Consider the following 20,950-nt stretch of genomic DNA (forward strand, 5'->3'; position numbering starts at 1 on the left):
CAGGCCTGCCATGGTGATGACCCGTCTCATGACAGCACCGTCATCCAAGGCGTATTCGGAAACATGAAAAGAGCTGCTGCTGCGATCGCAATTCCATAGGGAACGCCAGACTCTCGCGAATGCAGCTGAACGATCCAGGGCACGCCCGTGCAGAAAGCCGGAAGCGGCAATGAACGAAATTTCAGGAGGAGCAGGCTCAGCACACCGCCAAAAACGGCTATGTAAAGGACATAAGGCAGAGCCTGCTCTGCGCCGAGCCACAGCACCATCACCGCGATGAGCTTGGCATCGCCGCCGCCGATCCATCCCAAGCCGAAGACAGCAAACATGCCGGCCAAGACGGCTAATGCAACCGCTGCACTCCACCCGATCTCGACCGCTCCAAAGCCGGCAAGCGGTGCCAAGGCAGCATAGATGGCGAGAAGGAAGAGAACCAGCTCATTGCGGATCTTCATCGTGGCCAGATCCATGAGGCCCGCCCAGATCGTCCCTGCAGCGAAGCAGATGCTTGCAGTGAGCGCTGCTACAGCGGAGATCGTCATTCCGGCCCCTTGGAAGTTCGTATCGCAATGAACGTGGAGAATTCAATGAAAGGAGCGGAGGGGGCTCCCCTCCGCTATGTTCAAGACGTGAGCTTGCCCAAGTCTACGACTTATGGGTTTGCGGTGTTGGCTGCCGTCAGCTTCGTCGCAATCTTATCGAAGCTGATATCCAGCTGGGTGCCAACCACGCTCACGGCTCCGATAATGACGACTGCGATCAGGGCGGCGATGAGGCCGTATTCGATAGCGGTGGCGCCGGACTCGTCCTTCAGGAAGCGCGTAACGAGAGACTTCATAGTTTTTGTTCCTCGGTTTGGTACACTGGTCTGTCGCATGCTTGATGCGACCCCCCACAAGCCCTCGCGGCTGTGTTAAAGATATTTAAGGAACTTTTTGTAGGCAGGTCTATTCAGCCTGATGGCCTAGAGCTTCCAAGAGCCTGAATTCGGCCAAACGGCCTAGTGAGGAGAGGCTGTTATGTCAGGATTGAAGAAGAGATCTTTTGGAGGTCCGTCAACAACACTCTGCCGGACGTCAGCGAGAGCTGCCTGGTGGCAGTAAGGTCTTTCTCGCGAGTTCCATTCGTCCAAATGGTCGAGGGCGACTGTGTTTTAGAAGCTGACCTCAGTGCCGGATCAGCGTTGTTTTGAGCGTGCGACGTTATCCCTCAGGAGGTCCAGGTTGTTGTTGATCGTGGCACTCGCGGGATCGAGTTCGTGGGCTTTGAGGAAATTGCTGCGGGCCTTCACAACATCGCCGCGTAAAAGATAGGAGTAGCCGATGTTGTTGTAATACTCGGCCCGGTCTCCGATCAGGCGGCCGGCCTCCCGATACGCTCTGTCGGCGAGGTCGAAACGACGCACCCGATCGTAAGAGGCGGCAAGGCCCAGCCAAGCCTCGCCGTTGTTCGGCTGAACCTCCACCGTGCGTTCATAATAGCGCGCGGCATGCCCATAATTCCCAGCTGCGAATTGGACCTTCGCAACCTTGAACACCTCGTTGTCAGGATATTCCTCGACGGAGGAGGGGAGCTCGAGCTCGGCGGTACTATTGCCGAAGCTCGAAAGGCCGGTGCTGTTGCAGGCGGCTAACAAGGGAAGTGCACACGCGAGCAGTGCTGATGCCAGCTTACGTTCGAGTGTCCCCATTGCAGCCCCCACGCATCTTTTCCCCGCACTGGATGTGCGATTCACTTAAGGGTGTAGCAATGGATCAGTGGCGCTCGCAAGCCCGGACGCATGGCTTATGCTCTCAGTGGGCATGCGCGATTAATCTGAGATTATGACTAGGCCAGACGGCCTAGACCGCCGGTTCTTTACGGCCCTTTAACCATGCATGCCTCCAAGTATTGGCGTTCTAGGCCATCTGATCGGCTGGACGTGTGGTCCAGAGGAGAATGAGAGCGGCAAAATAGAACAATGTATCGTTTACCAGGGGCGGTTTCAGTGATGCGAGCAACGTTTGATCCGGCGCGCTGCCGTGCTGCGCTGAGCAAGATCGCGCCTGTTCTCGCAATGGCCGCCCTCCTGTCTGCCTTTGTCGGAGTGCTGCCATCGGCTCAGGCCCAGGAGAGACTCCTGCGTTTCAACAAGGGACGCGCCATTGGCGATATCAATGTGGCCCAGGGCCAGTTCCTGACGGCCAGGACCGCTGCGGATGTCGGGCGCGTGGTCGTCGGCAATCCTGATATCGCAACGGCCGTTCCTCTCACCGCGCGCTCTTTCTACGTTCTGGGCAAGGCAGACGGGCGGACCAATGTCGCGGTTTACGGAGCCGACGACGAACTGTTGGGAACGGTCAATGTGGAAGTTGGCGCCGATACGCCTGATCTCGCTGCTACCATCCAGGAAACCATCCCCCAAGCCAACATCAGGACGGAAACCGTCAACGGGCGTCTTCGCCTGAGCGGCACGGTGCCGGACGGGATCGCACTGCGCAAGGCTCTGGAAATCGCAGAGCAATACGGCGGCTCGGACGGCATCATCAATGCTCTGCGTGTCACAGGCGGTCAGCAGGTCATGCTGGAAGTCCGCTTCATCGAGGCGAACCGTAGTGCCGGTCGCGAACTCGGCATCAGCTGGCATGTCCGTAGCGGGTCTCGCGACGTCAGGACGGGGGGCTTCAGGCCCCGCGGTAACGAGGAGATTGAGGATGGTATCGTCCGCTTCAACTCGCTCCTGCCTAGTGGCAGCACGCCCTTCGGTACGGTGCTAGCCAATGTCCTCGGAGGAGGCGTGAGCGCGGATGTTCTCGTGCAGGCTCTCGAAGAGAAGGGATTGGCACGTCGCCTCGCCGAGCCGAACCTGGTTGCTCTTTCCGGGGAGAAGGCGAGCTTCCTGGCTGGTGGCGAAATTCCCATTCCTGTTGCGTCCGACGATAACCAAGTGACCGTCACCTACAAGGAATTCGGTGTTCGCCTGAACTTCACACCCACTGTACTTGAGAATGGAATCATCAATCTCAAGCTGGAGCCTGAGGTTAGTCAGGTTGATGAAACGATCCGCGTCAGCACGGGCTCGATTTCCATTCCAGGTTTCATCACACGGCGTGCCAGCACCTCGATCGAGATCCGTGATGGCCAGAGCTTTGCGATGGCGGGCCTGCTGCAGAGTGTTCACTCGAAGAGCCGCGAGCAGATTCCGTGGCTCGGGCAATTACCCGTCATCGGTACGCTGTTCAGCTCTTCAGCCTTCGAAGAGCAGGAGACGGATCTCGTCATCATCGTGACTCCACGTCTCGTGAAGCCGGGCAAGCCAGGGCAACCGCTTCGCACACCACTCGATTCAGCAAAGCCCAGCAATGATCTCGAGTTCTTCCTTCTCGGCTCGCTCGAAGTCGATAGCGACATGCAGAAGCGCTTCGCTGAAGGAACGGGCGTGATCGGACCGTACGGACACATCGTCGAGCTGAAGCCAGGAAAGCGCAATGCCGTCAAAAAAGTCGTCAAGCAGTAAGGCTCGGCTCGCCATTTCAGCGGCCCTGGCTCTTTCAGCCATATCGCTTGGCGGTTGCGTGGATTACATGGAACGCCGCGATACGATCACTCTCTCTGCAGGCGAGGCACAGGCCTGGAACCGGACAGTGCACACTTCCGATCCTTGGCCACCTTACGTGATGAATACTCAGATTCCAGGTGATGGGCAGCGCACCGCTGTTGTCATGCGACGCTACAGCACCGGTAATGCAGAAACAGGGGGAGTTGCTCCTCCATCCAGTGCCCCGGCAACGCCACAATAACCTGCGCAGCAGGTGAAGGTCTTCCGCGAGTAAGAAATCCCCTGGCTCCGTTGAGGCCAGGGGTTTCTCACAAAAGACGTCAGGCAAGTTTAGCGGATCGTATCGTCCTTGCCGTTGGGACTGCCATCGCCACCGCCATTGCCATAGCCGTTATTGCCATGGCCGCCGCCGTTGTTGCCGTTACCATTGCCATTGGCATTGCCATTGCCATTGCCGGAATTACCCGATCCACCATTGTCGGTGTCGCCGCCGCTGGACGTGCCGCCACCAGCAGATCCGCCGTTACCACCTGTGTTGCCGCTACCAGAATTGGTGCCAGCGCCGCTGCCACCTGTGCCGCCATTATCTGCAACTGCGCCGCCGCTGCCGGATCTCGTCGTGCCGCCACCTGCCGCGCCATCCGCAGCGCCACTGCCGTTGGTTCCACCACTGAGAGATCCCCCACCAGCAGACGCGCCGGTGCTAAGGGTTCCTTCGCCAAACTGGCCACCCTGGAAGATCGTGCCACGGTTGATCGAGCCAGTGGTGATATCACCCTGGTCCTGATTGCGGACGCGATCCGTGCGGCGCAAGGCTTGAGGACGGACGGCGCAGCGGCACACTTCCTCCCCCGCAACAGTGCGAAGGCGGCAGTTGTGGTACATCGACGCATTCGCGACATCTGGCACGCATTGCATGCCTGAGCGAACGGTTTGAGCGAATGACGGAGAGGAAAGGACGGCGAGGAAGGCAGCGCCAGACAAAACGAGGGCGTGGGAACGCTTCATGATTCACCTACTGGAAAGATTTTACTCTACTTAAGTCGCCGCTTGACGACTTTCGTGGCTATATTACGCAAGCCTAGGAATATCGTTCCCGTAAGTTGTTGAAGAAATTACAGCTCAGTAGCTGGAACAATTTTCAAGTTGCAAACATAACTGCAATTCTTCTTTGCGTGCTTGGCCGCTAGATATGAAAAGTCATTCTGTGAGAATATTTACTCAACATGGCTGAAGGTTCTTTCATGCCAGTAGGTGTGAGGATCTAGAGGTCATAAGCCTCGGCCATGAGTGCAATCTCCGTCAGCTTAGCATTGAAGGCGGACCAGTCATCGGCGCGAGCGATAGGTTCCCAGATTGCCTCCACGTCCTCAATCAACATCGTACAAGGCGTTGTTCTCGCAAAGTAGGAGTGGTCGAGTCTAAGGTTTGGAAGGGTCTTGAAATCCTCAAGACTCTGGCGAAATGGCTGGAAGCTGGGATGAGCGTAAAACTCGTCCGATGGGCCCTGTGTCGCGCGTTCGAGGCTCTTCAAGCCGCCAAACCAGTCAAAGAAGGTCTGCTCGAAGGGAGCTCTCGTGCTGTGAAGGAATGTCCATAGGTTTTTGGCAAGCATGCCATCCTGCTCATAGCCTTCAGAGCGAAGACCAAGACGGCGGAGGATGGCAGCTGCGAATTCCTGATGAAGAGCAGGTTCGAAGGCAGCCAATGAGGGTTCAAGTTCGCTCTGCTCAGCAATCGGCAAAAAGCATTCAGCGAGCCTGAACAAGTTCCACAAAAGTGCATCAGGCTGACGCCCGAATGCATAAAGACCTGTCTCATCGAAATAGGCAGCCGTAAAGCCTGGTTCGTAAGAGGGGAGAAAACGCCAAGGGCCGTAATCAAAACTCTCACCTGTGACGTTGATGTTGTCGGTATTGAGAACACCATGAACGAAACCTGCAGCCATCCATTGAGCGCCCATGCGTGCAACGCGCCGACACACTTCTTCGACAAAGGCAGCCGCGCGCTCCATTTCGCTCTGACGCCAAATCTCAGGCATGTAGGTTGCTATCGTATAATCGAGCAGCTTCCTGATATTGTTCGTCTCATCGAGATAGAGCAGGCGCTGGAATGTGCCGACGCGAATATGCGAGTGACTCAGGCGCACGAGAACCGATGAGCGGGTGGGGGAAGGCTCGTCACTGCGCTCGAGTTCCTCACCGGTTTCGATCAGGCTGAATGATTTCGATGTGTTGACCCCCAGTGCATCGAGCATCTCGGTTGCCAGCACCTCCCGAACGCCACCTTTCAGCGTCAGGCGCCCATCGGCGTGGCGAGACCAGGGTGTCTGTCCACTTCCCTTGGTGCCGAGGTCGAGCAGCCTTCCATCCTCGATGTCGTGCAATTGCGCGAACAGAAAGCCGCGTCCGTCGCCGAGATAAGGATTATAGGTTCGGAACTGATGGCCGTGATAGCGCAGCGCTAGGGCCTGCCCGAAACTCCCAGGAAGCGGGGCGAAGAGGCCGAAGTGCCGGATCCATTCCTCATCCGTCAGATCAGCAAGGCCCGTCCGCTCAGCCCAGCGCTGATTACGATAGCGCAGAATGTGGATCGGAAATTCGGCAGGTACGACGACGTCAAAGAAATCCGAGCCCAGATCTTGGTGAGACGTCGAGGCACGGTATGCGGGAGAAAGGGGCATCGGCTCTTATTCCGGTTCGACAGGTTCAATCATGGTCCAGGCAAAATGTTCATAAGGGCTCTCGACGTGTTTTCATGTGACTTGAAACAACAGTGCATTACTCGCATTGAATGTGTAACAGAGTATATGAATGCATCACGCGTTAACCATGCTGTGGAAAAGTATTTTTCAGTAAGGTCAGGAGAAAAACTGTTTTTCGATCCACGGGTTGCATAGCGAGTTTTGATTGGCTCTGGGGTAGGCTTGCCCGAATTGTTGTGTCGTAGCTTGGCTGACTCAGCGGCGACTCCTATGCTTCTCTCAACGAAACAGCCCTGGGAGAGATGAATGGCGCTCAAGGATCTAGCGACCCTCTATGGGCGTGTTGCTTTGGTCGTGCTTGCATTTGCTTTCGTTGCAGGGATCATCGCCGGACCGGTGCTGCAGAAGGCTGGACTCCGCTCATCCGTGACAGCCGCCCAAGATCATGTACCTGCGCCGGAACCGATCCGCGCTAAAACTGCGCCTGCTTCAGGAGGGCAGGGCTAAGAGTCTCTTAGATTTCCTGAGGTATATCGGCCCTCATCCCGATAAGCGGGCTCAACCAGTCCTTTCGGATCCTAACGATGAGCGATGACAGCATTCTGCGGCAGGAGATCCGCCATTCCTTGAGCGGCGTGCGCGGCATGATCCGCTCTTATTCGGGACTGTATTCTAGCGAGGACCTCGCCCGGGATGTGCTGAAGATCTGTGATGACATGGCTCAGTCCTCTCAGTCGACGCCGCGACTGAAGGAGGCTCGCTCCCTCGTTCAGGAACGTTGCGTGAAGTTGGTGCGGGATGCGGACCGTTTCTCCGCGCGAGATCCAGCGGTGATCGCTGCATCCCGTGCACAGGCGGTCGCATCGATCGATGTGATGCAGGATGCGCTTTTCGAGATGCGCAAGGCAGAGATTGCAGCCCCACGGATCGGCGCTCTCCTGCGGAGGAGAAGTCTCTAATTCTGCAACTGCGAGGGACACTGGGCGTTGATGCTCTGTTCAGAGCGTCTTCCATCCAAAGGAACCCTATGCGCACCGAGCCCGCCGCTTCTCAGGACCTTGGGCATCGTGATTTATTCCTTGCGCCATTTGTCGGCTTGCATGCGGTGCGTCTAATCGCGTTGGCGCACCATGCTGGGGCGCAGGGTCTCATCCATCTGGCGCAAGGGCAACGCTGGGCTGAGCAGCTGGCAAGCGCTGTCAAAGGACTGTCGCCGGATCTGGAGGTCCATGTTCTACCACCTTGGGACTGTCTTCCTTATGACAGTGCGTCACCTTCGCGCGATGTCATGGGGCGGCGAATGTCTGTCCTCCGCCAAATGGCGGCACCCGCGAAAGGGCCACGTCTGCTGATTACCAGCCCGGCAGCCGTTGTCCAACGTGTGCCGCCGAGGGAGCTATGGGCGAGTGCGACTTTCTCTCTCAAAACAGGTGACGCATTTATCCAAGAAGCGCTTGAGAGCTTTTTGCATCGCTCGGGTTATGTGTTGGACGACAGAGTCGATGAAGCCGGAGAGGCGGCCATTCGCGGGCAGGTTATCGATCTCTTTCCCGCCAATCGTCCGCTGCCTTATCGCGCGGAGCATGATGGTTCTTCCATTCTTTCCATTCGTCGTTACGATCCTGTTTCTCAACGAACGGAAGAGGATGTTGACAGCATCACGCTGGAGCCGGCTTCGGAAGTCGTTCTGAGCGAGACGAGCGATGATGCTTCTTCCAGAGATCGTTACGTGGGAATGGAGCACCGCCTGCCGGAGTATTATAGACAGCTTGAGACTGTCTTCGACTACTGGCCTGATGCTGAAATGGTCATGGAAGAAAGGGCAGAAGAGCGCCGTCAAAATGCAATGGAACAGATTGCTGATGCCTATGAAAGTCGAAACAGCTTTCGCAGCGGCGCGGAGTATGCAGTCAAGCCAGAACGGCTCTTCATCCTTGATGACGAATGGCAACAGGTTCTGAATGCAATGCAATTGACCCTCATTCGGGATGCTCCGGAAACCGAAACAGGTGAGAGCAAGGTTCCGTTCTTCGCAAGTGCTTCCAAGCCGGCGCAGGCGTTGTCCAGCTTCATAAGTTCCCAAGAGAAATTGCAGCGGAGAATTGTGCTTATCGCGGCGGCCGAGCGCGATCTCAGTCGACTTCGACGCAGCGTACAGAACATTCAAGCAAAAATAGCTGCCGTAGATTGTTGGAATAAGGTGATCAATGGAGAACCTCGAGGATGGTTTTCCATCAAGGCAGATGTCAGGCGTGGCTTCATCGATGATGATGCTGGAGCCGCAGTCATCACGGCATACGATGTCCTCGGGAGCCGAGTCAGCACCGAGGTTGCGCCTGAGGCAACTTCGGTATGGTCTCTGCAGGCAGATGCAGGCTTTCACATTGGTGATACCGTCGTCCACATCGAACATGGCATCGGGAGCTTGGAAGGCATCGAAGCAATTTCGCTTGGAGATCAGAGCGGCGAAGATGCTATCCGTCTGGCTTATGCAGATGAGGCAAAGATCATGGTTCCCGCGACGGGAATGGACCAGATCTGGCGTTATGGTTCGGCATCCGACACTCTTAAATTGGATAGGCTGAATGGCGATGCATGGATTGCCCGCCGCAAGACGATTGAAGCCGAGATCCAGGACGTGTCCAAGCGATTGAGATCTCTGGTTGACGAGCGCAGAGCAGTCCAGATCGATCCGATCACTCCGCCAAACCGGGACTACGAACGCTTCGTCGCTCGCTTTGCGTTTACCGAAACGCCGGATCAGGCCCGTGCCATTGAGGAGGTGCTGCAGGATCTCGCCTCAGGGCATCCCATGGATCGCCTCGTCTGTGGCGATGTTGGGTTCGGCAAGACGGAAGTTGCCCTGCGTGCGGCTGCTGCTGTCGCCTTGTCCGGAAAACAGGTGGCCGTCGTCGCACCTACCACGGTCCTCGCCCGCCAGCATCTGCGGACATTCGAGCGGCGGTTTGCTGGGTTGGACATGGAAATTGCCCATCTCTCGCGTCTGGTCACTCCTGCAGAGGCGCGGGCCGTCAAGAGAGGCCTCGCCGATGGATCAATCAGGATCGTGGTGGGGACGCATGCGCTCGCCGGCAAAGGGATTAGGTTCAAGGATCTCGGCTTGGTGATCATCGACGAGGAGCAGCGCTTCGGGACGGCTCACAAAAGCAAGCTCAGACAATTAGGACGTGGTGGGCACGTGCTCACGCTGACTGCGACACCCATCCCGCGCACGCTGCAATCTTCTCTTGTTGGTCTGCAGGATATCAGCATCATCGCGACGCCGCCCGCGCGGCGCCAGCCGATCCGCACCTTCCTGAGTGCCTTCGACCCAGCCACGGTGCGCGAAGCTCTCATGCGCGAAAAGCGACGCGCGGGGCAGAGCTTCGTCGTGTGTTCGAGGATCGAAGATATCGAACCGATGAGGGGGCAGCTGACCAGGCTTGCTCCTGAACTCGAACTGATCGTGGCGCATGGCCAGATTCCGCCCGAGGAAACGGACGAGGCAATGGTCCGTTTCGCGGATGGAGAGGGAGATGTTCTGCTGACCACAAATATCATCGAGAGCGGCCTCGATGTTCCTCGCGCGAACACCATGCTGGTATGGCGGGCCGATCGTTTCGGTCTCGCGCAGCTTCATCAGCTGCGGGGACGTGTTGGACGAGGACGCATTCGGGGCACCGCCTATCTCTTGACAGAGCCCGATCAGGTGCTTCCCAAGGCAACCGAGAAGCGCTTGCGGACGCTTGTGGCGCTGGACCGCCTCGGCGCTGGGTTTGCCATCAGCGCGCAGGATCTTGATCAACGCGGAGCCGGCTCGATCCTCGGCGAGGAGCAGGCCGGTCATATTAAGCTCATCGGAACAGACCTCTACCAGCATATGCTGCGGCGGGCCTTGCATGGCGAGAGCATTGAGGATGCATGGTCGCCGGAGCTCAATATCGGTCTCATGGGCACTATCCCGGAAAGCTACATCAACGATCCGGAAACGCGGATCAATCTTTATGCGCGGATATCGCGGCTTGATTCACTAGAGAACGTGGAGGATCTCGAAGCTGAGATCGAGGACCGCTTTGGAGCCTTGCCGCAATCCTTGCAGAACCTCATCAACTTGGCGGAGCTGAAGCAGCTGTGTCTTCGTCTAGGGATCGCGCGCGTCGATGCCGGGCCACAGGCCATCGCCCTAACGTTCCGACCCGGAGCTGCCGACGCACTCCCACTGAACCAAGCGATTGAGGATTCCGGTGGCGAGCTTCACTGGAACGGTGAGCGGCTGGTCCTCGCGCGCTCCATAGAAGAGCCTGACGAGCGGTTGAAGTCTATTGTGGCGCTGTTGGGCAGGTTTTTTTGAGATCGGTCGTCCGGCCACTTGCTTGCAGGTCGCATGCGAACATATTCAGCCGAGCGGACTTATCCCTAGAACTGCTTGAGATGATGAGGAGCCCATGACTTCCGAGGAAATCAAGGAGCTGAATGCAGCGCGCGAGAGCCTTGTGAAACGCCGTCGAGAAATGGCACGGCAAATCGCGGAAGCGCCACTTCCCTCGGTGGAAATGGCGGAAGAGCTTTCGAAAATCCTGACCGCCATCGAGGCACTGGATCGAGCCCTCAATGAGGCGGGCCATCCTTACATGAGCCAGAGGGTGGCCGACGAGATGCGGGCGGATGCCTGAGGTCTTCCTTCTTGCCTCTAAAGCTTGATCCTGCCCACGAGATCGAAGCCTCCTGACGTCTTGGGCTTGAGCACGAGAATCTCCCCCTCGGCGGGAAAGGTCCCTGTCAGGACAGTGATGTTGACCTGATGCGTCACGAGCACCAGAACGCCAGGAGAACGCCATTCCTCGATGGTCCGGCGGACGGCTTGCGTCTGTCGATCTTGCTGTCCTCTGTCGGAGAAAAACGAATCCAGAGGTGGGAAAGGCTCGGCCATATCGCCGAATGCAAGGCGGGCCGTTTCAAGCGAGCGGCACCACCGGCTTGAGAGAACACGCTCGACCGATACTTTGCGCTCCCTGAAACGCCAGCCGATGTCCTGCGCTTGAGCGCGCCCGGCATCGGAGAGATTGCGTTGCGTCGCACAATCCCCCAGTCGGAAATTCTGAGGGTCGCCTGTGCCCGGTGCGCGGGCGTGGCGAAGGATCGCAACCGAGCCGCCCGCCTGCAATTGCTGCCAAGCAGCCTCTGATGCGGCTGCTATCTGCGTCGCCCCGAGCGCGATCAGCATTGCACAGGCCAAGGCGAAGATGCTGCTTAGCTTGCATCTCATCTCTTCCTCCCTCTTCACGAGGAAGGTACCATTCTGCTCGGCCGCAACAGGCAAGCTGCTCGATTTTGGCCTCAATACACCAGCTTACTCCCAAACAAGATTGAACAGGGCAGGGCTATAGACAAGGCTCCTGCAGCAAAAAGCACCTGGGGGCATTCCGATGATTTCGAGCCTTGCGCAGTGTGGTCGCTGCATGTTGGCTTGTCGTCGTGGTTTCACCGCTTCCCGCAGCCCTGGCAAAACCTGCGCGACAGGTTGCTCTGACACCGGGTAAATGGCTGAGCTGCAGCAGGTCAACATCATGTGAACTCCACCATCGTGGAAGTGGCTTACCTGGAACAGTACGGGCGTGGGGATGTCTGGACCCTTCCTATGAGTGGGAGAGGTGATTGCGAGGATCTCGCGCTTCTGAAGTGCAAGATGTTGATCGAGCGTGGCTGGCCGACGTCCGCCTTGTCCGTCACAGTTGGCGCAACCGTGCAAGGCGTGGCTCACGCGGTTCTCACGGTTTCTACCGTCCAGGGGCAACTCGTGCTCGACAACCTCAATTCATCCATCCTCCGGCCCTCTCAGACGGGACACCGCTATTTTGCTCGCCAATCCGATAGGGGCTGGATTTCGGCATCCGGAGAGAGAACCGCCGAGCCTATGGCAGACCTGCCGATGGCTCGGGTTGGCTTGCGCTGACGAAGAGACTGAGCCGCTCAAGAGCGGGATAATCGGGTAAAATCCCATGGCAATCATGATCGCTCCCCCAGGCTGAAAATGAAGCTAAGACAGGAAAAGTTTGTCTCTTGATCTAGTATTACATGGCATCTGCGGGCTGAATGGTCCAGATTTCGACGATCCCTCAGGCCTTCCATGCCCCATTCCAGCTCCAGCACTCTGCGCGTCTATGCTTCGGACGATCAACGAGACGACGCCCGCATGTTCGATTTGGCACCCGTATCTCTGTGGCTGGAAGATTACAGCGGCCTGAAGCAGCTTTTCCAGGAGTGGCGGGCCGACGGCGTGACTTCGCTGAGGGCGCATCTTGAGGCCGATCCCGAGCGCGTCCGCGCTTGTTCGAGCCGTATTCGCGTCATCAAGGTCAATCGCAAGACACTCAGTCTGTTCGAGGCCGAGAGTCTGACACATCTGGTTGACAATCTCTCTCAGATTTTCCGTGCCGACATGCTCAAGACCCATATCGATGAGCTGGTTCAGTTATGGGAGGGCAAGCTCGAGTTCGGCAGCAATACCGTCAACTACGCCCTTTCGGGAAAGCGCCTTGACATTCAGCTGAAGGGGACGATCCTGCCGGGACATGAGGACAGCTGGAACCGCGTTCTCGTTGCCATCGAGGATGTGACGGAAAGGGAAACAGCACGTCGCGAACTGGCGGTCAGCGAGTCCTACGCGCGCGGCCTCTTCGAACACTCTCCTGTGTCGCTGTGGGTTGAGGACTTCAGCGCAGTCAAGCAATTGCTTGAGGATGTACGGCGGCAGGGAATCAGCAACTTTCGTACCTTTACGGACGTTCATCCGGAATTCGTCTCCCGCTGCATGAGCGAGATCCGCGTCATCGACGTGAACCGGCACACACTCGAGCTCTTTGCTGCGCCTGATAAGAAGACCCTGCTGAGCAATCTCGGTGAGGTTTTCCGAGAGGAGATGCAGGAGCACTTCCGGGAGCAGCTCATCGATCTCTGGCATGGCAGAATTTTCCAGCAGCGGGAGGTGGTGAACTACTCCCTGGCCGGCGACGAACTTCACCTGCACCTGCAGTTTTCCGTTCTGCCCGGCTACGAACAGGATTGGTCGCTCGTCCAGGTTGCGCTGACGGATATCACGGCCCGCAAGCGCGCCGAGGCCTATCTGGAATATCTCGGTAAGCACGATGTCCTGACCAAGCTCTACAACCGTTCCTTCTTTGTCGATGAGCTCAATCGTCTTGAGCGCAAGGGGCCGTTTCCGTTGACAGTGGTCATCATCGATCTCAACGGATTAAAGACGGCGAACGATCAGCTGGGTCATGCAGCCGGTGATGCGTTGCTGCGCCGTGCGGGCGAGGTGCTCAACAAAGCGGTTGACAAGCCTTCGTGCGCGGCTCGCATCGGCGGCGATGAGTTCGCCCTGCTGCTGCCGGGAACGGAGGAGCGAGACGCCAAGGTGGTCCTGGAGAGCATTGAGAATCTGCTCGAGGTCAACAACCAGTTCTACACCGGTCTTCCGCTCAGTTTTTCCATGGGACTGGCGACCAGCGAGCCTGGCGAGCGGCTGGAATCCGTGGTGAAGCGCGCCGATCTGCGTATGTATGAGGCCAAACGTGCTTACTACGCCACTCTGCAGAGGAACGGTGGCGTTTGAAGCCGACTGATCTTCAGGCCGCTATTGTGATGATTTCGGCTTGCGTTAACCCTAAAGGAATGACGTCGCCGACCTCTTTTCCCATGAGGGCCTGGGCGAGTGGTGAGACATAGGAGATGGTTCCCTTCGCGGGATCGGCCTCGTCCTCACCTACGATCCGATAAGTCTGTTGCCGCCCATCCTCGCGCTCGATGGTCACGAGGGTGCCAAAACGGACGTGGGCCGTGTCGGTGGGAGGAGGCACGACTACGGCCGAAACGCGCCTGGCCGACCAATAGCGCAGATCGCGTGAGAGGCGCGCCATTTCGGCCTTGTCATCGGTGGCCTTCGCTTCCTCAAGGCGCTGTTCCAGGGTTCGGATCTCGGCATCCATCTGGGCAAGTCCCGATGGCGTGACGAGATGATGCGGGCTCAAGGTCCGATCAGGCAGATCCTCAAAAGCTTCGCCACCTTCAGACTCGCGAACAAAGGCACGACTCATAGGCGCTTCCTCCGCTCTTTCGAAGAAAACGCTGTAACTCGGCTAAGTTTCCGCGCCTCAGGTCTTTATTGCTCAGCCTGTCGCAAGCGTCCCACGATGCCGCCTGGGAACGCGTAGACGCTGATGACGAAGAGCGCACCGAGCCAGAGCAGCCACCGATCCGGGTGGATCAGGTTTGGCAGCACCGGCACCCCGGCGAGCGCCTTGCTTCCGGCCTCCATGAGAACCTGCAGGTAGCTCTGGGCGAGAACGAAGAGAGAGGCGCCGATCACAGAACCATACATCGTTCCCATGCCGCCGATGACGACCATGAGCAGAATGTCGATCATGATGGAGAAGGAGAGCGTGGTATCCGGACCATTGTAACGCAGCCACAGGGCCATGAGGGCACCGGCCACCGTGGCGATGAGAGCCGAGATGACGGAGGCTGTCGTACGATACGCCACCACACGATAGCCCAAAGCCTCGGCACGGAACTCGTTCTCGCGGATCGCCTGCAGCACGCGGCCGAACGGAGAATTCACGATGCGCAGAAGCAGAAGGAACATCAGGAGGGCGACGAAGAACAACATGTAAAAGGCAATGAGACGCCCATTGATGGCGACGCCAAGGATTGGCTCGGACAAAAGCCTGAAGGCTGGGCGCAACTCATTCGGCAACTGGAACGATAGGCCATCTTCGCCACCAGTGATGCCGGAAAGCTGGGAGGCGAGAACCGCCATAGCGGAGGCCACGGCCAGCGTAATCATCGAGAAAAAAATCGCACGCACACGCAGCGACAGGAGGCCAATCGCAACAGCCAACACAGCGGAGAGCACAAGAGCCGCAGCGAGGCCGATAGCAACAGAGGTCCAGGTGGGACCAAGACGCTCAAGCGCGATGGCAATGCCGTAGCCGCCGATGCCGAAGAACATCGTATGAGCGAAAGAGACAATCCCGGTATAGCCGAGCAACAGATCGTAGCTGGCAACGAGCACGATGAAGACGCAGATCTTGGCCGCCGTGCTCAATGGCTGGCTGCCGGAAAACAGGAACGGCGTTGCCGCCAACACCACCAGAATGGCGAGCAGGATAAAGGTCAGCACCTTCGAGCGCGGCATGTCCGAGGACAGGATGCCGCTCAAAGCACCGCCGCTCTTGCGGGTCTCATCAAAGGCGAGGGGCAGGGCAGGGGATGTGCTCATCGACGCGCTACCGGAAAGAGGCCCTGCGGACGCCAGATCAGCACGAGGGCCATGACGAGGATGTTGGAGATCAAGGCGAGCTTCGGCTCGAGGAAGCCGACATAGTTGGCCACCAGCGCGACCAGGATGGAACCGACAAAGCAGCCGCCAACAGAGCCGAGGCCGCCGATGATGATGACGATGAACACCAGCACCATCACCTCCATACCCATGCCGGCGGTGAGCGTCTGGCGATAGAAGGCCCACATGACACCGCCGAGGCCGGCAAGTGCTGAGCCTGCTACGAACACGCTGACAAAGAGGCGGCGGATGCGATAACCCAGCGCCTCGACCATCTCAGGATTCTCGACGCCCGCGCGGATCAGAAGGCCAATGCGAGTACGGTTGAGCAGCAGCTGCATGCCGATGAACACTACCAGGCCGATGCCCACTGCCACGACGCGATAACGCTCCATAACGATATCGCCGATGACGAAGGCGCCACGCAGGGTTTGCGGCAGTGGGAGCGGGATGGGCGAAGCGCCCCAGATGGCGTGAATCGCCTGCTCGGCCACGATCAGACCGCCCATGGTCACCAGGATCTGCTTGAGATGGCTGCCATAGACAGGACGCACGATGACGCGCTCGAAAATCGCGCCAACGACGCCAGTGACGCCCATGGCGGCGAGAATGCACAGGAGCAGCAGACCAAGATTCAGCCACACCGAGTCCGCTTGCCCCCAGCCAGCGAGCGGACCGAGGACGAGAAGAGTCGCATAGGCCCCAAGCGAGATGAAGACGCCGTGGCCGAAATTGATGATGTCCATGAGACCGAACACCAGCGTGAGACCGGACGCCATGAGAAAGATCATCATGCCCATCGCAAGGCCCGCGACGGTAAGCGTCACCCAGGTCGAGCCGCTGCCGACGAAGGGTAGAGCAAGGAGCGCGAGCGCGGGAACGAGCGCGAGCGGCAGCCAATCCGTTTTGTTGCGCGGAAGCGGCTCAGGCGATGCAGTAGGTTCAACAGCCATATCGATCATTGGTGAGCATCCAGGGAGAGGCCGAGCAGGCGCTGCTGCAGATTCTTGTCCGTCACCAGCTCGCTCATGGCGCCGGAATGCACGATGCGTCCATCATCCATCACGACGACATTGTCGCCGAGGGCGGAGGCCGCATAGAAATTCTGCTCCACGAGCAAGATCGTCTCGCCTGCCGCTTTAAGAGCCTTGAAGGCCTCGATCATGTTGCGCACCATCACGGGCGCGAGGCCCTTGGTGGGCTCGTCGATGAGCAGAAGGCGGCGCGCCTCGGCAATCGCGCGGGCAATGGCGAGCATCTGCTTCTGGCCGCCGGAGAGATTGCCCGCAGGAAGATTCCAGAACCGCTTGAGCGCCGGGAAGAGGCCGAGCATCCAATCGAGACGCGCAGAATCCACCGGGCCGCTACGGGCAGCGAGCACGATGTTCTCTCGCACGGTGAGATCCGTGAAGATGCCCATGGATTCCGGCACGTATCCAATTCCGGCACGTGCGATATCCGGCGTGCTGTTCTTCGTGATGTCCTTGCCGTCGAACCGGATGGCCCCGGACGATGCCTGCCACAGGCCCATGATCGTGCGCAGAGTCGTCGTCTTGCCGGCGCCATTGCGGCCGAGCAGCATGGTGAGCTGGCCTGCGGGAACGGCAAAGTCGACACCGTGCAGAATGTGATACGGCCCAATATGCGTGTGAACGCCGGATAGCTGCAGCAGAGGCTCAGCCATTCGCTACCTCCACGCCCAGATAAGCTTCCTGCACCACGGGCGAGGCGATGACCTCGGCTGGATCGCCATCAGCCACGAGAGTGCCGTTGTGCAGCACGATGATGCGATCGGCAAGCGAGCGGACTACGTCCATCTTGTGCTCCACGAGAAGTACGGTCGCGTCGCTACGCTGCTTGATGTTGTGAATGAGTTCGAGGACCGTCGGCACCTCATCGACGCTCATGCCGGCGGTGGGCTCATCGAACATGAAAACCTTGGGCTCCATCGCGATGAGCAGCGCGACTTCGAGCTTGCGCTGATCGCCATGTGAAAGCGCCTTCGGTGCGATGTGGCGCTTGTCGCTCAAGCGCACGCGCTCAAGGATCTCTTCCGCCTTCGCGATGAGATCGCGGCGACTGTTCCAGACCTTCAGCAGGGACCAACCCGCCTCGGCGCGGCTTTGCACGGCAAGGCGCACGTTCTCCAGCGCAGTCAGTTCCGGGAAGAGGTTGGTGAGCTGAAAGGCGCGGCCTAGGCCGCGCTTAGCGCGGGCAGACGGCGGTAGGAAGGTGATGTCCTCTCCCTCGACCAGAACCTGTCCCGACGTGGCGCACAACTGGCCGGAGATCAGGTTGAAATAGGTAGTCTTGCCAGCGCCGTTCGGGCCGACAATGGCTGTCAGTGTGCCAGGGGAGAACTGGCACGACACGTTGTTGACGGCCACATGGCCGCCGAAGCGAATGGTAAGCCCGCGCGTTTCAAGCGCGGGCGTTGTCGTGGCTGATGATGTCACAGTTGGCTTACGCATCGGACCCAAAAGTGCAAGCCCACTTTTGGGATCGATCCGATGCTCCCTTTTTACGCGGCGCATCGTTGGATGCGGAAAACCGGGCCTACTTTTCCGCACGATGCGCTAGCGCTTGTTGCGAACCGGAATGGGCATCTTGTCGGCAGGGATCGTGGCGACGAGATCGAGCAGGTCGTTCGCGTCCTTGCCGCTGGCCTTGACCTTGAAGTGATACATAGCCTGCAGCGCCTGGTGATCTTCCTTGCGGAAGCTCATGGTGCCCTTTGGCGTCTCGAAGCTCATGCCTTCCATGGCCTTGATCAGCTTCTCGGTGTCGGTGCCGCCGGCCTTCTCGATCGCGGTGACGACAGCGGAAGCAGCGGCGAAACCGCCTGCGGTGAAGAAGTCCGGCGGAGCGTTGAAGCGCTTCTGGTGCTCGGCGACGAGCCAGTCGTTCATCGCGTTCTTCGGGAAGGCATAGTAGTAGTACACGGCGCCTTCCATACCGGGATAGTTCTTGTAGATCTGCATGACGGGCAGGATGTTACCGCCGGGCGCGATCTCGATGCCGAAACGCTCAGGCTTCAGGTCGGCGATCTTCGGCAGTGGATGCTGACCGGCCCAGATGATGTTGATGATCTTTTTGCCCGGCTTGTCCTTCAGCGCGTCGAAGATGCGCTGAGCGGAGGCGGTAAAATCCGTGGCGTTCTGAGGTGTATATTCCTCGAACACGACCTTCGCGTTCGGGCGGATCTCGGCGAGCGCGTTCTTGAGAGCAGCTACGCCGTCCTTGCCGAAGGCGTAGTCCTGCGCGAGCGTCGCAATGGAAACATCGCCGCTGGCCGGAATGGCTGCCGCGGCGCCATAGGCATCCTGGGTGGAGTTGCGGGCCGTGCGGAAGATGAAGCGATTCCACTTCTCGCCGGTGATCGCATCAGCCACGGCGGGCTCGACGATCAGCACTTTGCCGTTCTCTTCTGCAACGGGAAGCATCGCGAGCGCCGCAGCGGAGGAGGTTGTGCCGACAGCGATGTCGACATTGTCGTCGTTATAAGCCTGCTCCAGCAGCGTCTTTGCGAGATCGGCCTTCAGCTGGTCGTCCTTCACGATCACGGAGATCTTGCGACCGTTCAGCGCCATGGTGCCCTTGGTGAGGTACTCAAGGCCCATCATGAAGCCGGCTTCGGTTTGCTTCGCGTAAGCCTCGAGCGGACCAGTTTTGCCGGCGATCAGAGCAATTTTGATATCCTGGGCAAAAGCCGCAGTGGCGAACAGAATTCCTGCCGTTGCGGCAGTGATTTTGAGCTTGAGGCGCATCGCACTCCCCATGTGTGTTTTTGTTGCACCATTGACGGTCCCGTGGCGGAAACTGTCAAGCGCGATTGTTGGGCAGTCTGTGGAGAGCGCGTTGGTCTTTGGGTTAAGCCTCCGGCAGCACGGGCTCCTCGATATCCTTAGGTACGCGCCCGCGGCGTGCGGCTTCACGTTCGAGAAGCAGCAGAGCCAGACCTGCCGTACAGATCACGGCTGCGCCCACCAGAGTCCAGAACTCGACGATGTCGCCGAAGGCGAGGTAACCCAGCACGATCGCCCAGATGATGAGCGTATACTGGTATGGCGCGACGACAGAGGCCGGAGCAATTTTCAGCGAGCGGTTGACGCAGGCGTGAGCCACCATCGACACGATCCCCAGCAGGAAGAGGCCAGCCAGATCGAGCCATCCTGGCGTGACCCATGCGAAAGGCGCGACGGCGATGCCGAAGATCAGGTTGCCGAGCATCTGGCCCAAGACCAGCGTGCCGTCGTCGGTGTCCCGCAGCTTGCGGGTGGTGATCATCAGTAGCGAATAGAACACGCTGCCGGCCAGAGCGATGGAGGCGGGCCACGAGATCGTCGCGGGCGAGGGACGTAGCGCAATCAGCACGCCGATGAAGCCGACGCCGATGGCGAGGATGCGAGGTTTGTCGATCTTCTCGCCGAGCCAAAACACCGCGAAGGCGGCCACGTAAATGGGGCCCGCGAGATAATAGGTCATCACGTCAGCCAGCGGCAGATAGGTGACGGCCCAGTAGAAGCATGCGACCTCGAAGGTCGAGAGCAGGATGCGGACGGCGTGGAGACCCGGTTGTGGCGGAACTTTAAGCGGAATATTCTGCCGGTGCATGAGCGGCAGAAGAATCGCCAACGCAGCAATGCTGCGCAATAGCAGAACCTGGCCGACGGAATAGGTGGCAACGAGCCATTTGCCCATTACATCATTGACGGAAAACATGAATGTGCCGAGCAGCATCAGGCCGATGCCGACGAGCGCGCCCGAACGCACCATTTTCGCGGATTGGGAGGCAGAGTGACTCATGGGCCGCATACATGGGGGAAGCCGGCGGAATTCACAAGAGGTTTGAAACCTGTCTTAATGCGTTCAGGGCTGGAGGCGATGTCATGAACGATCGAGCACCGGAGGATCCCGGTATCGAGGAGCGGGTGCGCGGGAGTTTCACAAAGCAGGGGCTCATGGAGACCCTGGGCGCGTCGATAGCTCACGTGTCTCCAGGGCTGGTGCAAATCGCAATGCCCACCTCGCCAAGTGTATCGCAGCAGCACGGCTTCGTGCACGCGGGTGCCGTGGCGAGTATTGCGGATTCCGCCGCGGGCTATGCGGCCCTGACCCTGATGCCTTCTGGCGCGGGCGTCCTCACGGTCGAGTTCAAGATCAATCTTCTCGCGCCCGCTATCGGTAGTCGGCTTGTGGCGCGTGGGCGGGTCGTCAAAGCGGGGCGGACAATCACGCTCGCACAAGCGGATGTCTTTGCCGAGAACGGAGGGCAAGAGAAGCTCATTGCTGTTCTAACCGCCACTTTGATGACGATTCAGGGGCGCGATGGTGTGGGCGATTAGAACGTCTTGGCGCCGTTCACCGG

21 protein-coding genes are annotated in these 20,950 nt (G+C 58.7%); 8 read left to right on the top strand and 13 right to left on the bottom strand.

All coding sequences use genetic code 11. From position 1 onward, the window contains the following. Positions 1–26: 26 nt before the first annotated feature. From AA309_RS18235 to AA309_RS18245, 3 genes are all read right to left on the bottom strand, one after another. Positions 27–542 carry an A24 family peptidase gene (locus tag AA309_RS18235; RefSeq protein ID WP_047190438.1) on the bottom strand — a complete coding sequence of 172 codons (516 nt, stop codon included), beginning with the start codon at positions 540–542 and terminating at the stop codon, positions 27–29. 110 nt (positions 543–652) lie between these two features. After that, positions 653–838, bottom strand: a complete 186-nt coding sequence (locus tag AA309_RS18240; protein ID WP_047190439.1) for a Flp family type IVb pilin — start codon at positions 836–838, stop codon at positions 653–655. A 339-nt stretch (positions 839–1,177) separates the two neighbouring features. Continuing rightward, positions 1,178–1,690: a tetratricopeptide repeat protein gene (locus AA309_RS18245; protein WP_047190440.1), complete on the bottom strand. Its 513-nt coding sequence runs from the start codon at positions 1,688–1,690 to the stop codon at positions 1,178–1,180. A gap of 300 nt (positions 1,691–1,990) precedes the next feature. Here AA309_RS18245 and AA309_RS18250 point away from each other — a divergent pair, with 300 nt between their 5' ends. Beyond that, positions 1,991–3,496 (top strand): type II and III secretion system protein family protein, encoded by a 1,506-nt coding sequence (locus AA309_RS18250; RefSeq protein ID WP_047190441.1) that lies wholly within the window; start codon positions 1,991–1,993, stop codon positions 3,494–3,496. A gap of 372 nt (positions 3,497–3,868) precedes the next feature. Here the strand turns inward: AA309_RS18250 and AA309_RS18255 are convergent, their stop codons facing one another. Together AA309_RS18255 and AA309_RS18260 are read right to left on the bottom strand one after the other, a co-directional pair. Further along, complete coding sequence (locus tag AA309_RS18255) at positions 3,869–4,546, bottom strand: hypothetical protein (RefSeq protein ID WP_084731374.1); 678 nt, start codon at positions 4,544–4,546, stop codon at positions 3,869–3,871. 256 nt (positions 4,547–4,802) lie between these two features. Further along, positions 4,803–6,221 (bottom strand): protein adenylyltransferase SelO, encoded by a 1,419-nt coding sequence (locus AA309_RS18260; RefSeq protein WP_047190442.1) that lies wholly within the window; start codon positions 6,219–6,221, stop codon positions 4,803–4,805. 327 nt (positions 6,222–6,548) lie between these two features. Between AA309_RS18260 and AA309_RS18265 the strand changes: the two genes are divergently transcribed. From AA309_RS18265 to AA309_RS18280, 4 genes are all read left to right on the top strand, one after another. Beyond that, positions 6,549–6,749 carry a hypothetical protein gene (locus AA309_RS18265; protein WP_047190443.1) on the top strand — a complete coding sequence of 67 codons (201 nt, stop codon included), beginning with the start codon at positions 6,549–6,551 and terminating at the stop codon, positions 6,747–6,749. Between the two features lie 77 nt (positions 6,750–6,826). Continuing rightward, entirely contained in the window at positions 6,827–7,201 is a 375-nt protein-coding gene (locus AA309_RS18270) for a hypothetical protein (RefSeq protein ID WP_047190444.1), read from the top strand. A 359-nt stretch (positions 7,202–7,560) separates the two neighbouring features. Continuing rightward, positions 7,561–10,593 (top strand): transcription-repair coupling factor, encoded by a 3,033-nt coding sequence (gene mfd / locus AA309_RS18275; RefSeq protein WP_244470419.1) that lies wholly within the window; start codon positions 7,561–7,563, stop codon positions 10,591–10,593. A gap of 94 nt (positions 10,594–10,687) precedes the next feature. Continuing rightward, complete coding sequence (locus tag AA309_RS18280; RefSeq protein WP_047190446.1) at positions 10,688–10,915, top strand: hypothetical protein; 228 nt, start codon at positions 10,688–10,690, stop codon at positions 10,913–10,915. A 17-nt stretch (positions 10,916–10,932) separates the two neighbouring features. Here the strand turns inward: AA309_RS18280 and AA309_RS18285 are convergent, their stop codons facing one another. Beyond that, positions 10,933–11,508 (bottom strand): histidine phosphatase family protein, encoded by a 576-nt coding sequence (locus AA309_RS18285; protein ID WP_052954817.1) that lies wholly within the window; start codon positions 11,506–11,508, stop codon positions 10,933–10,935. A 303-nt stretch (positions 11,509–11,811) separates the two neighbouring features. Here AA309_RS18285 and AA309_RS18290 point away from each other — a divergent pair, with 303 nt between their 5' ends. Both AA309_RS18290 and AA309_RS18295 read left to right on the top strand, forming a co-directional pair. Further along, the gene (locus AA309_RS18290; protein WP_052954815.1) at positions 11,812–12,195 is read left to right on the top strand and encodes a transglutaminase-like cysteine peptidase; all 384 of its coding nucleotides are present in this window, start codon (positions 11,812–11,814) and stop codon (positions 12,193–12,195) included. A 174-nt stretch (positions 12,196–12,369) separates the two neighbouring features. Further along, entirely contained in the window at positions 12,370–13,857 is a 1,488-nt protein-coding gene (locus tag AA309_RS18295; protein WP_047190448.1) for a sensor domain-containing diguanylate cyclase, read from the top strand. Positions 13,858–13,870: 13 nt separating this feature from the next. On the opposite strand, the gene greA is transcribed toward AA309_RS18295, so the two are convergent. From greA to AA309_RS18330, 7 genes are all read right to left on the bottom strand, one after another. Further along, positions 13,871–14,338: a transcription elongation factor GreA gene (gene greA, locus AA309_RS18300; RefSeq protein ID WP_047190449.1), complete on the bottom strand. Its 468-nt coding sequence runs from the start codon at positions 14,336–14,338 to the stop codon at positions 13,871–13,873. A 65-nt stretch (positions 14,339–14,403) separates the two neighbouring features. Then, on the bottom strand, positions 14,404–15,438 hold the full coding sequence (locus AA309_RS18305) for a branched-chain amino acid ABC transporter permease (protein WP_047190466.1): 1,035 nt from the start codon (positions 15,436–15,438) through the stop codon (positions 14,404–14,406). A gap of 80 nt (positions 15,439–15,518) precedes the next feature. Next, positions 15,519–16,544: a branched-chain amino acid ABC transporter permease gene (locus AA309_RS18310; protein ID WP_047190450.1), complete on the bottom strand. Its 1,026-nt coding sequence runs from the start codon at positions 16,542–16,544 to the stop codon at positions 15,519–15,521. Further along, positions 16,541–17,266, bottom strand: a complete 726-nt coding sequence (locus tag AA309_RS18315; protein ID WP_047190451.1) for an ABC transporter ATP-binding protein — start codon at positions 17,264–17,266, stop codon at positions 16,541–16,543. Before AA309_RS18315 ends, AA309_RS18310 begins: the two co-directional genes overlap by 4 nt. Further along, complete coding sequence (locus tag AA309_RS18320; protein ID WP_244470417.1) at positions 17,259–18,038, bottom strand: ABC transporter ATP-binding protein; 780 nt, start codon at positions 18,036–18,038, stop codon at positions 17,259–17,261. Before AA309_RS18320 ends, AA309_RS18315 begins: the two co-directional genes overlap by 8 nt. 120 nt (positions 18,039–18,158) lie before the next feature. Further along, positions 18,159–19,349: a substrate-binding domain-containing protein gene (locus AA309_RS18325; protein WP_047190452.1), complete on the bottom strand. Its 1,191-nt coding sequence runs from the start codon at positions 19,347–19,349 to the stop codon at positions 18,159–18,161. Positions 19,350–19,452: 103 nt separating this feature from the next. Further along, complete coding sequence (locus tag AA309_RS18330; protein WP_047190468.1) at positions 19,453–20,388, bottom strand: DMT family transporter; 936 nt, start codon at positions 20,386–20,388, stop codon at positions 19,453–19,455. An 83-nt stretch (positions 20,389–20,471) separates the two neighbouring features. Between AA309_RS18330 and AA309_RS18335 the strand changes: the two genes are divergently transcribed. Continuing rightward, positions 20,472–20,927: a PaaI family thioesterase gene (locus AA309_RS18335; RefSeq protein WP_047190469.1), complete on the top strand. Its 456-nt coding sequence runs from the start codon at positions 20,472–20,474 to the stop codon at positions 20,925–20,927. Positions 20,928–20,950 lie beyond the last annotated feature (23 nt).

This window comes from Microvirga vignae (assembly GCF_001017175.1).
Lineage (GTDB): Bacteria > Pseudomonadota > Alphaproteobacteria > Rhizobiales > Beijerinckiaceae > Microvirga > Microvirga vignae.